This window comes from Gordonia zhaorongruii, from assembly GCF_007559005.1.
GTDB classification, from domain to species: Bacteria; Actinomycetota; Actinomycetes; order Mycobacteriales; family Mycobacteriaceae; genus Gordonia; species Gordonia zhaorongruii.
In genome coordinates, this window is the sequence record NZ_CP041763.1 from 1,023,017 (window position 1) to 1,036,313 (window position 13,297).

13 protein-coding genes are annotated in these 13,297 nt (G+C 68.2%); 8 read left to right on the forward strand and 5 right to left on the reverse strand.

Features of this window, described 5'->3' with window-relative positions; translation table 11 throughout:
• Positions 1–13: 13 nt before the first annotated feature.
• Entirely contained in the window at positions 14–1,180 is a 1,167-nt protein-coding gene (locus FO044_RS04620) for an acyl-CoA dehydrogenase (protein ID WP_132993890.1), read from the forward strand.
• Between the two features lie 86 nt (positions 1,181–1,266).
• Here the strand turns inward: FO044_RS04620 and FO044_RS04625 are convergent, their stop codons facing one another.
• Together FO044_RS04625 and FO044_RS04630 are read right to left on the reverse strand one after the other, a co-directional pair.
• On the reverse strand, positions 1,267–1,965 hold the full coding sequence (locus FO044_RS04625) for a TIGR03089 family protein (RefSeq protein ID WP_132993889.1): 699 nt from the start codon (positions 1,963–1,965) through the stop codon (positions 1,267–1,269).
• Positions 1,966–1,987: 22 nt separating this feature from the next.
• A complete protein-coding gene (locus FO044_RS04630; protein ID WP_132993888.1) occupies positions 1,988–4,063 on the reverse strand; it encodes an LCP family protein in 2,076 nt (691 codons plus the stop codon).
• On the opposite strand from FO044_RS04630, the gene rfbD reads away from it, so the two are divergent.
• The 3 genes from rfbD to manB are packed head-to-tail and all read left to right on the forward strand — an operon-like array spanning position 4,062 to position 7,006.
• Positions 4,062–5,012: a dTDP-4-dehydrorhamnose reductase gene (gene rfbD / locus FO044_RS04635; protein WP_328591144.1), complete on the forward strand. Its 951-nt coding sequence runs from the start codon at positions 4,062–4,064 to the stop codon at positions 5,010–5,012. The two genes, FO044_RS04630 and rfbD, sit on opposite strands and share 2 nt — an antisense overlap.
• Positions 5,013–5,021: 9 nt before the next feature.
• Positions 5,022–5,909, forward strand: a complete 888-nt coding sequence (locus tag FO044_RS04640; RefSeq protein WP_132993886.1) for a glycosyltransferase family 2 protein — start codon at positions 5,022–5,024, stop codon at positions 5,907–5,909.
• Positions 5,910–5,917: 8 nt separating this feature from the next.
• Complete coding sequence (gene manB, locus FO044_RS04645; RefSeq protein WP_132993885.1) at positions 5,918–7,006, forward strand: mannose-1-phosphate guanylyltransferase; 1,089 nt, start codon at positions 5,918–5,920, stop codon at positions 7,004–7,006.
• Between the two features lie 29 nt (positions 7,007–7,035).
• Here manB and FO044_RS04650 read toward each other — a convergent pair whose 3' ends face one another.
• Positions 7,036–7,686: an O-methyltransferase gene (locus FO044_RS04650; RefSeq protein WP_132993884.1), complete on the reverse strand. Its 651-nt coding sequence runs from the start codon at positions 7,684–7,686 to the stop codon at positions 7,036–7,038.
• Between the two features lie 272 nt (positions 7,687–7,958).
• On the opposite strand from FO044_RS04650, the gene sigE reads away from it, so the two are divergent.
• The 4 genes from sigE (at position 7,959) to tatB (ending at position 10,891) form a co-directional block, all read left to right on the forward strand.
• Entirely contained in the window at positions 7,959–8,582 is a 624-nt protein-coding gene (gene sigE, locus FO044_RS04655; RefSeq protein WP_132993883.1) for an RNA polymerase sigma factor SigE, read from the forward strand.
• A 117-nt stretch (positions 8,583–8,699) separates the two neighbouring features.
• Entirely contained in the window at positions 8,700–9,017 is a 318-nt protein-coding gene (locus FO044_RS04660) for a zf-HC2 domain-containing protein (protein ID WP_235831514.1), read from the forward strand.
• Positions 9,018–9,020: 3 nt separating this feature from the next.
• On the forward strand, positions 9,021–10,427 hold the full coding sequence (locus FO044_RS04665; RefSeq protein WP_132993881.1) for a S1C family serine protease: 1,407 nt from the start codon (positions 9,021–9,023) through the stop codon (positions 10,425–10,427).
• A 23-nt stretch (positions 10,428–10,450) separates the two neighbouring features.
• Positions 10,451–10,891, forward strand: a complete 441-nt coding sequence (gene tatB / locus FO044_RS04670; protein WP_143965359.1) for a Sec-independent protein translocase protein TatB — start codon at positions 10,451–10,453, stop codon at positions 10,889–10,891.
• A 9-nt stretch (positions 10,892–10,900) separates the two neighbouring features.
• Here the strand turns inward: tatB and FO044_RS04675 are convergent, their stop codons facing one another.
• Both FO044_RS04675 and FO044_RS04680 read right to left on the reverse strand, forming a co-directional pair.
• Positions 10,901–12,046 (reverse strand): Mrp/NBP35 family ATP-binding protein, encoded by a 1,146-nt coding sequence (locus tag FO044_RS04675; RefSeq protein ID WP_143965360.1) that lies wholly within the window; start codon positions 12,044–12,046, stop codon positions 10,901–10,903.
• Positions 12,047–12,095: 49 nt separating this feature from the next.
• Complete coding sequence (locus tag FO044_RS04680; protein ID WP_143965361.1) at positions 12,096–13,217, reverse strand: lytic transglycosylase domain-containing protein; 1,122 nt, start codon at positions 13,215–13,217, stop codon at positions 12,096–12,098.
• Positions 13,218–13,297 lie beyond the last annotated feature (80 nt).

Consider the following 13,297-nt stretch of genomic DNA (forward strand, 5'->3'; position numbering starts at 1 on the left):
AAGGAGCAACCCGATGGGCAAGTTCGGCAACCCGGATTTCGATCTCTTCCAGCTTCCGGAGGAGCACCAGGCACTGCGCGAGGCGATCCGCGCGCTGAGTGAGAAGGAGATCGCACCGCACGCCAAGGACGTCGACGAGAACGCCCGCTTCCCGGAGGAGGCGCGCGCCGCGCTCGTCGCCAACGGCTTCAACGCCGTTCACGTCCCGGAGCAGTTCGAGGGCCAGGGTGCCGACTCGGTCGCCGCCTGCATCGTCATCGAGGAGGTCGCCCGCGTCGACGTCTCCGCGTCGTTGATCCCCGCCGTCAACAAACTCGGCACCATGGGCCTGATCCTGTCGGGCTCCGACGAACTCAAGGCGCAGGTGCTGCCATCCATCGCATCGGGTGAGGCCATGGCGTCGTACGCGCTGTCCGAGCGTGAAGCCGGCAGCGATGCGGGGGCGATGAAGACCCGCGCGCGCCGAGACGGTGACAACTGGGTCCTCAACGGTTCCAAGTGCTGGATCACCAACGGCGGCAAGTCCACCTGGTACACGGTCATGGCCGTCACCGACCCGGAGAAGCGCGCCAACGGCATCTCGGCCTTCATGGTTCACAAGGACGACCCGGGCTTCACCGTCGGTCCGCTCGAGCACAAGCTCGGCATCAAGGGCTCGCCGACCGCTGAGCTCTACTTCGAGGACTGCACGATCCCGGCCGACCGGATCATCGGCGACGAGGGCACCGGCTTCAAGACCGCGCTCGCCACGCTCGACCACACCCGTCCGACCATCGGTGCGCAGGCGGTCGGCGTCGCGCAGGGCGCTCTCGACGCGGCCATCGACTACGTCAAGGAGCGCAAGCAGTTCGGTCAGACGATCAGCAAGTTCCAGGGCGTCGAGTTCATGATCGCCGACATGGCGATGAAGGTGGAGTCCGCACGCCTGATGGTCTACACGGCTGCGGCACGCGCTGAACGCGGCGAAGGCCAGCTCGGCTTCATCTCGTCGGCCTCCAAGTGCCTCGCGTCCGACGTTGCGATGGAGGTCACCACCGACGCCGTCCAGCTGTTCGGCGGTGCGGGTTACACCACGGACTTCCCGGTCGAGCGCATGATGCGCGACGCGAAGATCACCCAGATCTACGAGGGCACCAACCAGGTGCAGCGCATGGTCATGGCGCGCTCGCTGCTGCGCTGACAGTACGAGCAGCGGTACTCTCCAAGAGTCGGAACAGCCCCCGGAACCTCAGGTTCCGGGGGCTGCTCCGTGTGCAGCGGAGGAAGTCAGCGCAGCGAGAGGTCGGTCTTCTCCATCGCCGCGATCGCATCGAGGCGATCATCGTCGGCGCCGCGCACCCAGACCAGCGATGCGCCGGCGAGCAACGGCGCAACGAAGCCGTCGCGGATGGTGTCGGCCGTCCGCCACGGACGGGTGGAGAGCACCCGTGCGCCGCGCGGAGCGTCGCTCGAACCCGCATCGAAGCGCGTCGCCGCAAGCTCGGTCGTGCCCAGATCGTCGATGGCCTGCGCGCCCGCGCCGGACGGGGAGAAGCGGTCCCCGTGAGCCCGGATGGACTCGCCGAAGTCATTGACTCCCAGCGGCAGGTCAGGTGTGCCCATCGCGAACGGGTCGAGCGGGACGACGACCACTTCATCCTCGTCATGGGCGTCGAGCCGCTCGTGTGACACGAACGCCACACGGGCATCGCCGTCGCCGTCGATCAGCACGTGCGCACCGGCCCACCAGGCGCCCAGGAGGACGGCCGCGCTCTGCCAGTGCTCGGGCAGGTCCACCCGGACCCCGTCTCCGGGGAGCACGCCGATCTCGTCGCGCAGGTAGTTGGCGATCTTGGCGGCCCAGTTGCCCAGAGTCGCCGCCGACAGTTCCGTGCGTTCGCCCGTCGCCTCGTCGTAGTAGGTGAGCAGGGGACGGGCCGGGTCGGCTACGCGGGTGAGAACGAGTCCGGTGATGGTGTCGGTCATACGTCCATCTTTACGCGAGCGATCAGTTCACACACACGGGGCCGTCGTTGTCGGCCTTGATGATGCCGTCGTCCGCCTTACGCTTCTGCTCGGCGCGCGAATCACCGCCGCTGCCACCGCCCGAGCCCTGATCGCCGCCGGAGCCCTGGTCTCCGGTCTGCACGAGGGAACCCACACCGTGATAGGTGTTGGTGAGGACCACACGGACCCGATCATCGGGGAGCGACGAGTCCTCGCGGATCTCGATCTGGCCACCCAGATCCTTCACCAGCTGCTTGGCGCCCTCGCTGTCGGTGGAGTTGGCGAAGACGATCGAATCGAACTCGTTGATCGGCTTGCTCGTCACCTTGCCGTGCTGGAAGCCGCGATCGGTCAGCAGCCGGGACACGTTGCCCGCAAGCCCGTCGACCGTGCCTGCGTTCTGCACGTCCACGGTGTACTCGGCACGCGGATTCTCCGGAGCGTCGGCCTTCTTGTCCTTGCCGAGCAGGCGATCGACGTACGAGTGCACCGCGGTCTTGTCGATGGCGACCACGCTCTGCGTGCCGTCGTCGCTCCACGCCTGGTCGTCGAGAACCGGGATGGTGGTGAACTTGACCTTGCCGCCCGTCAGATCCTTGAGCTGCTCGGCGAACGAGATGACGTCCCACCCGTCGTCGATGAGCACCGACCGGGAGACGGCGCGCTGAAGCTCATTGAGCTTGTCGGGATTCGTGAGAGTCTGCGTCGACAGGATCTTCTGCGCCAGCGAGGCCATGTAGACCTGCTGGCGGGTGATCCGGTCCAGGTCGCCGCGGGGAAGTCCGTGCCGCTGGCGGACGAAGCTGAGCGCCTGCGGTCCGCTGAGCGTCTGCCGGCCCTTGCGGAAACGAGCACCGGAGTACGGTTCCCGCACGCGGTTCTTCAGGCACACCTCGACGCCGCCGACGGCGTCGGTGAGGAGTGAGAACCCGAGCAGCCCGACCTCGGCGTAATGATCGACGGTGACACCGGTCAGATTGGCGACGGTCTCGATGAGCGCCTGCCTGCCCGCCTTCGTGCCCTCGCGCTCGGCGGTGGCCTCGTTCGCTCCGTTCTGGACCTCACGCGCACGGACACCCTCACGGGTGGTGCCGTAGGCGGCGTTGATCTTGCTCTTGCCGATCCCCGGTACGTCGACGTAGGAGTCGCGCGGGATCGACAGGGCGGTCGCGGCCGATCCGTCATTGGGGATACGCACCAGCAGGATGGTGTCGGTGCTCGACGAGACGTCGCTGCCGACGCGGAGCCGGCGGAGTTCCTCTTCCGAGAGCGGATTGCCCTTGGCGTCCTTACGGGAATCGGTGCCGACGAGGAGGATGTCGACTGCACCGTCGTCGCCCGCACCGCCGAGGCCCAGACCGCCTAGAAGGGTGACCGACGAGTTCAGCGAGTTCACCTTCGTCCAACCGAAGCCGGTGACGACCAGAACCACGACCGTCAGCAGAGCGATGACAGCTCGGCCGATGTGCTTGGGCGGAACACCGCGGACCGGTCGAGTGGACCAGACGGCCAGCGTTTCACGGAAGGAACCGGCTCGGGACGAGCCGGATCGCGGTCGCGCGCCGCCGGCCTTCGACGCGACGGCGGGCCGCTTGCGCTTGCCCGCACCCGTGTGGATCTCCTCGGAGGCGCGGCGCTTTCCGTTGCGACGAGTGTCGACCGGTGCCGGCTTGCGGCGGCGCTGGCGAGGCGCCTCGCCAGCGCGGATCGGTCGGGAGTCCTGCTTGCGAGGATCCTGCCTGCGAGAGCCCTGGTTACGGGAACCCTGGTTACGAGAACCCTGACTGCGCGGACCTTGACTGGAAGACCGCTCGCCTCGGGCGCCGCCACCACCCGCGGCGTCGTCTCCGGTGCCACCGGTACGGGGCGAGTCGCCCTGGGAACCGCGGCGTCGGGGATGCTCGTCCCGTGCGCCTTCGCGTCGTGGGTCCACGTGCTGGGCTGTTCCTTCCTTCGTCGCAACCGGGCCGTTCGACGCGGTCTCCTGCAGAATACGGGTGCTCGTGCGTTCGGCCGTGGAGGTGAGCTCGGCGTGGTAGAACAGCGCGAATGTGGGATGCGGCACGATGGGTGCCATGAACGCATCCGTCACAGCGCCTGCCGTCTACGTCCTCGGTGCGGCAGGTCAGCTCGGTTCGGCGCTCATCCGCTCGTCGGGGGCACTCGCGGAGTCCGGGTGGTCCGCGATCTCGGTGGTACCCGTGACGTCCGCCGAGGTCGACGTCCGGTCGTCCGACAGTGTGCGGCGGGGGCTGGCCCGGCTGAACCGGGGTGACGTGGTGATCAATGCCGCGGCGCACACCGACGTCGACGGTGCGGAGAGCGCGGCCGACGATGCGTACGCGATCAACGCCGACGGCCCCGGACACCTCGCAGCGCTGACCGGCGAGGTCGGAGCCCACCTGATCCACGTGTCCACGGACTACGTCTTCCCGAAGTCGGCCGCGAGCCTCCCGGCCGCCGAGTATCGTCCGCTCGAGCCGTCGGACCTCCCTGCGGACGCGCGGCCCGACACCGTGTACGGGGCGAGCAAGCTGGCCGGCGAGCGGGCGGTCCGGTCCGCCGACCCGCACGCGGTCATCGTGCGCACCGCCTGGGTCTTCACCGGCCGAGCACCGGTCCGGGACTTCGTCACCACGATGCGCCGCCTCGAATCCGAGCGTGCCACGGTCAGCGTCGTCGACGATCAGCACGGATCCCCGACGTACGCACCCGACCTCGCCGCCGGGCTGTGGGAGCTCGTCGGAGATCTGCTCGTCGACGATTCCCGGGCGTCCGGGCGAGTGCTGCACGCCACCAACGCGGGGGCGGCGACGTGGTGTGATGTCGCTCGCACACTGTTCGAGCTCGTCGGCGCTGATCCGCAGCGGGTGACGCCGTGCACCACCGAGCAATTCCCGCGTCCGGCACCACGTCCCGCGTATTCGGTGCTGTCCGGAGAGAGTTGGGCGCGGGTCGGTCTGACACCGCTGCGCAACTGGCGCGCCGCCCTTGCCGAAGCGGTCGCCGACGGCGCCTCGGGTTAGTCTGACCCGGTGACTGCTCCCTTCGGGGTGGTCACCGTGACGTATTCGTCCGGTGACTACCTGCATGAATTCCTGCGCACTCTCGCCGACGCGTCGGACCACTCGGCACCCGTCGTGATCGCCGACAACGGCTCCACCGACGGTGCACCCGAGAAAGCGGCGGCCGAGCACGACAACGTGACCTTGGTGGACACCGGCGGAAACATCGGCTTCGGCGCGGGAATCAACCGCGGCGTCGCCGAGCTGGATCCGGCGATCGAATTCGTGGTGATCGCGAACCCGGACGTCGTGTGGTCGCCCGGATCGTTGGACGAACTCCTCGCGGCCGCCCGGCGATGGCCGCGGGCGGGGAGCCTGGGGCCCCTGATCAACGAACTCGACGGCTCGGTGTACCCGTCTGCGCGCGCCGTCCCCGACCTCGTCACCGGAACCGGGCACGCGCTGCTCGGCACGGTGTGGAAGTCGAACCCCTGGACCAAGGCGTACCGCGACGGTGAGAACTCATCGGGGGAGCGCCCGGTGGGGTGGCTGTCGGGTTCCTGTCTGCTGGTGCGACGCAGTGCGTTCGACAGCGTCGGCGGTTTCGACTCCCGGTACTTCATGTTCATGGAGGACGTCGACCTCGGTGACCGCCTCGGACGTGCCGGGTGGTTGAACGTCTTCGTGCCCGATGCGGCGGTCATCCACGCGAAGAGCCATTCGGTGAGCCGGTATCCGGAGAAGATGATCCCGGCTCACCACCGGAGTGCCTATCGTTTCAATGCCGACCGGAACCGCGGTCCGCTGCGCGCACCGGTGCGCCTGGTCCTGCGAGCGGGGCTGGCCGTACGGTCCCGCGTCGCGGTGGCCGCTGCGTTGCGGGAACGGCGACGCGCCGGTGAGACCCGAGAGAACTGACTGTTCAGATGGAAGGAAATCCTGTGGCACCGTCCGTGCAGGCACTCATCCTCGTCGGCGGCAAAGGCACCCGACTGCGCCCGCTCACCCTGTCGGCTCCCAAGCCGATGCTGCCGACCGCGGGTCTGCCCTTCCTCACACACCTGCTGTCGCGCATCCGGGAAGCCGGAATCACCGACGTGGTGCTGGGAACCTCGTTCAAGGCCGAGGTGTTCGCGGAGCACTACGGTGACGGATCGTCGTTGGGGATCAACCTCACCTATGTGACCGAGACCGAGCCCCTCGGCACCGGTGGCGGTATCCGCAACGTCTACGACCACCTCACGGCCGACACGATCCTGGTGTTCAACGGCGATGTGCTCGGCGGGACCGATATCCGCGATGTGGTCGCCACCCACCACGAGTCGGGTGCCGAGGTGACCCTGCACCTGGTTCGGGTGAACGACCCGCGTGCGTTCGGGTGCGTGCCCACCGACTCCGCAGGCCGGGTGTCCGCGTTCCTGGAGAAGACCCAGGATCCGCCGACCAACCAGATCAATGCGGGGACCTACGTGTTCAACCGCGATGTGATCGGCGAGATCCCGGCGGGCCGGTCGGTGTCGGTGGAGCGGGAGGTCTTTCCGTCGATCCTGGCCGCGGGCAGGCACATCCACGCACACGTCGACGCTGCTTACTGGCGCGACATGGGCACTCCGGAGGACTTCGTGCGCGGATCGGCCGATCTCGTGCGGGGCATCGCGCCATCACCCGCTCTGTCGAAATCGTGTGGCGAGGCGCTGGTGCTCGACGGCGCCGAGGTATCCACGTCGGCAGTCCTGATCGGCGGCACCGTCGTCGGTCGCGGGGCGAGGGTCGGCAGCGGCGCCCGACTCGACGGGGCGGTCGTGTTCGACGACGCTCGTGTCGAGGCGGGCGCAGTCGTCGAGCGCAGCATCGTCGGGTTCGGCGCATCCGTCGGCGCCGGAGCACTGGTGCGCGACACCGTCATCGGTGACCGAGCTTCGATCGGCGCGCGATGCGAACTGCTGCGGGGCGCGCGGGTCTGGCCCGAGGTCGTGATCCCCGACAGCGGAATCCGGTTCTCAACGGACGTGTGAGCCGGCGGACCCGACCGGCCGGTTCCCGGCTAGCGTGCCTTCGCCGCGGCCAGCAAACCGGTGCCGACCGGGATGACGGCGGGCAGGAAGCGGTCGTCCTCGGCGACGATGGACGCGGCCTCCCGTGCCGCGAGAGTGCGCGGATCGGTCGATTCCCGATCGTCGATGGTGCCGTCTGCCGACGCGTTGTTCACCACGAGCAGACCGCCGGGACGCAGAATGCGCACCGCCTCGGTGACGAATGCCGGGTACGAGAGCGCCGGACCGTCGACGAAGACCAGGTCGTACGACGCGTCGGCGAGTCGGGTGAGGACATCGCGCGGCACGCCGTTGATGAGGCGGGTGCGGCCGGGCGCGATCTGGGCCTCGGCGAAGGTCTCCCGCGCTGCACGGTGATGCTCTGACTCGGGATCGATCGTCGTGAGCACGCCGGTGGCAGGCATGCCCGCGAGGAGCCAGAGTCCGCTCACGCCGACACCGGTGCCGATCTCGACGACGTGCTCGGCGCCGGCGGTGCGCGCCAGCAGGGACAGGAGGGCTCCGGTCGCCGGGCTCACCGCGCGGGCGCCCAGTTCCTCGCTGCGGAGCCGAGCGGCCTGCAGGGCGTCGTCCTCGATGATCGCGGTCTCCGCGTAGGCGCTGAGTCGGGCCGTGGTCTGCGTGGACGTGTTGTCACTCATGTGAACGAGGGTGCCACACCGTGGCTGACCTGCCGCAGCACCACGCCGGACCAGCGAATCCGGCATCCTCAGGGAACGCTCAGTCAGGTCTGAGGGGTCCCACATGACCGTGCGACATGATCAGTGTCATGGCAAAGAGTTCCCGGGTGCGCGAATCCCGTGCCCGGAATACCGATCGCCCCGCTGATGTTGAAGCCAGGGGAGATGCTGCAACCACACACGAAGTGCGTGCTGCCGGTGATCCCGCGAAGAAAGGTACTGGCGCCATCCCGATGACGAGTCCCACGCCCGACACCGCCGAGACCGCAGGCGGAGTGTTCCACGGAACGGCCGGTTTCGACGCGACCGGCGATCAGAAGCTGATGCCCTCGTGGGACGAGTTGGTGAGTGAGCACGCCGACCGGGTGTACCGGCTCGCGTACCGCCTGTCCGGCAACCAGCACGACGCCGAGGATCTCACGCAGGAGACCTTCATCCGGGTCTTCCGTTCGCTGACGAACTACAAACCGGGCACCTTCGAGGGCTGGCTGCACCGCATCACCACGAACCTCTTCCTCGACATGGTTCGCCGGCGCAGCAAGATCCGCATGGAGTCGCTCGAACCCGTCTACGAGCGGATCCCGACCGACACACCCGATCCGCAGCAGGTCTTCGCCGACGCGAACCTGGGGCCCGACCTGCAGGCGGCACTCGGTTCCCTGGCACCGGAGTTCCGTGCCGCCGTCGTGCTCTGCGACATCGAGGGTCTCTCGTACGAGGAGGTCGGGGCGACACTCGGCGTCAAGATGGGCACGGTCCGCAGCCGCATTCACCGCGGACGGCAGGGCATCCGTGAATTCCTCGCCGCACGCGGGCACACCAGCAGCCGGTCGGTCGCGATCGCCGGTGGCGCCTGATCGCGTAAGCTGGACGCGACCGATCACGTTCGGCCGCGGCGCGGCCACCGAGTGGAAGGGGCGTCGCCAGTGGGTCTGGGCAACGTACGCCGTTCCGGGGACCGTCGCAGGCCGCCCGTGAGTTCGTCGATCGTCCCCAATCCCGATTACCGGCCGCGCAGTGAATTCGCTCCCACCGAACACCTCGCCAGCGAGGCGGTCGTGGCCTACGTGGACAACGAGTTGTCGAGAGTCGCCGCCAACCGGGCCGACAGTCATCTGTCCGTCTGCCAGCGGTGCGCCGACGAGGTGACCAATCAGGCACGCGCTCGCTCGCTGCTGCGCGGTGGAACGGACATGTGCGCGCCGGAGTCGCTGCTCGGTCAGCTCAACAAGATCCCCACCCAGGAGATAGACATGCGTCGGGCCGGTAAATCGAACCGCCGGGGCCGCTGACCCGTGACAGACGACAACCAGGACGAGGCCGTCTTCGGACGCCCGGACGGCGTCACCGGATCTTTTGCGCACAGCGGGGCCCCGGCGGATCGGCGGCAACCCGTACTCGCCGCGCCCGATCCGGTGCTCAGCGAAGCGTTCGGCCGACCACCGGGCGAGAGCCAGACGCTCCAACGCGACCCGTATGCACGTCCCACCGACGATGAGCCCGAGACTCCGGACGATCCGTGGCGGGATCCGGACGCCTCGGCCTCGCTGACCTCACCCGCCATCGCCGAAACGGCTGATGCGCCGGTCACCGGTCCGGGACCGAAGCTCGGTATCCGGGAACTGCTGAACGGCCGCCGCGTCCACTGGTGGGCGCTAGCCACGATCGGCATGGTGGCGCTCCTGGTCGGGGTCGCGGGTGGACTGGTGGGCCGGTGGACGGCCGAGGTCGCCACCCCGCTCAACTCGAATTCGGTGAAGCTGAACACCGACGATTCCGCGGATGACGGCGAAGGCGCGACGAACGTGACGAAGGTCGCGGACGCCATGCGGCGCGCGGTCGTGACCATCGAGGTGCGTACCAGTGCGGGCGGCAGTACCGGGTCCGGGTTCGTGCTCGACAAGAACGGCTACATCGTCACCAACAACCACGTCGTGTCGATGGCGTCCAGCGACAAGAACGCCAAGATCGAGGCGGTGTTCGCCGACCGCAGCCGCGTGCCCGCCCGGCTCGTCGGTCGTGATCCGAAGACCGACCTGGCGGTGATCAAGGTGGACGACGTGCAGAACCTGATGGTCTCGCGCCTCGGTGACTCGTCGAAGGTCGCGATCGGTTCGAACGTGGTCGCTTTCGGCGCGCCGCTCGGCCTCGCCAGGACCGTGACGACCGGCATCGTCAGCGCCGTGGACCGCCCCGTGCCGCTGCGGCCGGACGCCGAATCGGACACGGACGCGGTGATCAACGCGATCCAGACGGACGCCGCCATCAACCCGGGCAACTCCGGCGGCCCGCTCGTCGACTCCGAGGCGAGGGTGATCGGCGTCAACACGGCAGCCCGGACGGCCAGCGGCGGGTCCATCGGACTCGGTTTCGCGATACCCATCAACGAGGCGATCCCCGTTGTCCGGAGTCTCATCGAGCACGGCAAGGTGGTCCATCCGGTGATCGGCGTCTCGGCCGCCACGGTCCGCAACGACAGGGTTTTCGGTGCGCAGGTCAAGGATGTGGCGAACGGGAGTGCCGCGCAGCGCGCCGGTCTGCGCGAAGGCGACGTCGTGACGGGCTTCGACGGCCGGGCCATCGAGGGTGCCGACGAGTTGACGGTCGCCGTTCGCACATCGAAGATCGACGAGTCGGTGAAGTTCACCTACTGGCGTGAGGGCCGGACCTTCGACGGTTCGATCACCCCGGTCAGCGACTAGTCCAACGATCGAACGGAACTCGGATGTTCAGCAGTATCGGGTGGGGCGAGATCGTCGTCATCCTCGCGGCGGGCCTGATCATTCTCGGACCCGAACGACTACCGGGTGCGGTCTCCTGGACCATGCAGTCGATCCGCAAGGTGCGCGACTACGCCACCGGGGCGTCGGGTCAGCTGCGCGATGAGATGGGTGCCGACTTCGACCAGTTCCGCGAACCCATCGCGCAGATCAACGAGCTGCGGCAGATGAGTCCGCGGAGCGTGGTGACCAAGCACCTGTTCAACGGCGACTCGTCGGCTGTGGACGATCTCGGACAGTCGGTGCGCACGTCGCTGGACGTGTCGGGGACCTCGGGCGTCAGCGGCCCCGCCGTCACGCCCGCCCCTGCGGCTCAGTCGCAGAACGACGCCGAGCCCGCGCCTGCGCCGCGCTCGCACGACGTCTCCGATTGGGACGCGACCTGACGGTTCCGGTCAGTCGTGCCGAGTCGTGTCGATCCCGAGGCTCATCCCGGCGAGTCCGCGGCGGCGGACGGCGAGCTTGTCGGCGATCGCCCGCAGTGCCGACCCGGACGCCGAGTCCGGCTTATCCAGCACCACCGGGGTGCCTGCGTCACCGCCCTCCCGCAGGTCCTGCTCCATCGGAACCTGCCCGAGAAGCTCCACGTCCGCGCCGACTGCGCGGGTCAGGCGCTCGGAGACCTGCTGGCCGCCGCCCGACCCGAAGGGCTCCATCCGCGATCCGTCGGGAAGTTCGAGCCACGACATGTTCTCCACGACGCCCAGGATCTTCTGGTGGGTCTGCAATGCGATGGCGCCGGCCCGCTCGGCGACCTCCGCCGCCGCCTGCTGCGGGGTCGTGACGACCAGGATCTCGGCTCCCGGGATCAGCTGCGCGATGGAGATCGCGACGTCGCCGGTACCGGGCGGCAGGTCGAGCAGCAGGACGTCGAGATCGCCCCAGTACACGTCGGCGAGGAACTGCTGCAGCGCACGGTGCAGCATCGGACCGCGCCAGGTGACGGGCGTGTTGCCACTGGTGAACTGTCCGATCGAGATGAACTTCACGCCGTGGCTCTGCGGCGGCATGATCATCTGCTCCACCTGAGTGGGCTTGGCATCGCTGCCGAGCATGCGCGGGACGCTGTGTCCGTAGATGTCGGCGTCGAGCACGCCAACGGACATCCCCCGGTCGGCCAGCGCGGTCGCGAGGTTCACCGTGACACTCGACTTGCCGACGCCGCCCTTGCCTGACGCGACCGCGTAGACGCGAGTGAGGTTGCCCGGCTTGGCGAACGGGATCTCCGGCTCGGCGCGATCACCGCGCAGCTTCTTCCGCAGCGCGGTCCGCTGCTCGTCGTCCATCACGTCCAGTTCGACGCGCACCGCGCCGACACCGGGGACGTCGGAGACAGCGGTCGATACGCGATCGGTGATCTCGGTCCGCAACGGACAACCGGAGGTGGTCAGGAAGATGCCGATGTCGACACTTCCGTTATCGGCGATGTCCACCGATTTGACCATGCCCAGATCGGTGAGCGGCTTGCCGATCTCGGGATCGGAGACCTTGCTGAGCGCTGCGCGAACGGCGGATTCGGAGGGCGTACCGGCTGTAGTCACATGTCCGAGTCTAACCAGACCGCAGACTGGAGTGCAGTCTGCCCGACGCTCAGCGGCCGGGGACCGGCGGACCGGGCAGGGGTGGCAGGCAGATCGGTCCGAGGCAGTTCTTCGGCGGCTTCTTCGACGTCGACGGGGGAGTGGACGGCTTGGACTTGGTAGGCTTGTCGTCGTCGGACTTCTCGTCCTTCTTCTTCGACGTGGAAGGCTTCTCGTCCTTCCGGTCCTTCTTCTTGTCGTCCTTCTTGTCCTTATCCTTCTTCTTATCTTTGTCGTCGTCCTTCGGGGTGCTCATCTCGGGGATGGGCGTCGTCGGCATGACGCCGGTCGAGTAGGCCGCGGCCCACCCGAGGACGTTGTTCGCGTAGGGGACCGACCGGTTGTACCGGAGTACCGACTGCACCTTGTGGGCGTCGTTCATGATGTCGACGACTCCTGCGCAGAGGTACCGGCCCGCGGCGTACGAGGCGTCGAAGACGTTGTCGGGGTCGTCCTTGCCGTCACCGTTCGCGTCCGATCCCCAGCTGGCCCAGGTGGACGGGATGAACTGCATCGACCCCATGGCGCGGTCGTGCGACTTGTCGCCGTCGTACTTGCCGCCGTCGGTGTCGGTGATGACCTCGTTCCCGGCGAGCGAGCCGTCGAGGACCGGGCCGCGGATCTTGGTGATGGTGTCGCCGTAGCTGTTCACATTCCCGTTCCCGGCGTGTCCGGACTCGATGCGGCCGATGCCTGCGAGGAGGAACCACGGGAGCTTGCATTGCGGAGTCTCGGAGGAGACCCGCTTGGCGGCCATCTTGTAGGCCTTCAACACGATGCCGGGGATACCGAGGGGGCCGGAAGGAAGGTTCGCGGCGATCCGGAACTGGGCCGCCTCGTCGTCGGAGCCACCGTCGGAGCCGCCGGGGGTCGTCGCCGGCGGAGCGAAGCCGACGAGCTGTCCGCCGGATGCCGGGACGATGTGCATCACCGAGTCGGTGGTTGCGGAGTCCGCCGCGAGCGTGGGTCCGCCGACGTCGACCGGGCCGTGTGCGCTCGGCTCGGCGACCGCGCCGGATGCCATGCCCCCGAGGAGCAGCGATCCGACGATCACGACGCCCGATCCCGCGGCGAGTGCGCGCCGCGGCACATGCACCCGGTTCGGGCGGTGGTGCCAGAAGCTGATCCCCATAGTGCGAAGCTCCAGTTGAGTGTCGTTACCGCGCTTGGAGACGAATGTGTGGAATCATTCACCCCCCGCGACTGTGAGTC

Coding starts and splice junctions, on each gene's coding strand:
- sigE (WP_132993883.1), top strand. CDS start 7,959: ATGACGAGTCCCACGCCCGACACCGCCGAGACCGCAGGCGGAGTGTTC.
- tatB (WP_143965359.1), top strand. CDS start 10,451: ATGTTCAGCAGTATCGGGTGGGGCGAGATCGTCGTCATCCTCGCGGCG.
- manB (WP_132993885.1), top strand. CDS start 5,918: ATGGAAGGAAATCCTGTGGCACCGTCCGTGCAGGCACTCATCCTCGTC.
- FO044_RS04630 (WP_132993888.1), bottom strand. CDS start 4,063: ATGGCACCCATCGTGCCGCATCCCACATTCGCGCTGTTCTACCACGCC.
- FO044_RS04620 (WP_132993890.1), top strand. CDS start 14: ATGGGCAAGTTCGGCAACCCGGATTTCGATCTCTTCCAGCTTCCGGAG.
- FO044_RS04680 (WP_143965361.1), bottom strand. CDS start 13,217: ATGGGGATCAGCTTCTGGCACCACCGCCCGAACCGGGTGCATGTGCCG.
- rfbD (WP_328591144.1), top strand. CDS start 4,062: ATGAACGCATCCGTCACAGCGCCTGCCGTCTACGTCCTCGGTGCGGCA.
- FO044_RS04650 (WP_132993884.1), bottom strand. CDS start 7,686: ATGAGTGACAACACGTCCACGCAGACCACGGCCCGACTCAGCGCCTAC.
- FO044_RS04625 (WP_132993889.1), bottom strand. CDS start 1,965: ATGACCGACACCATCACCGGACTCGTTCTCACCCGCGTAGCCGACCCG.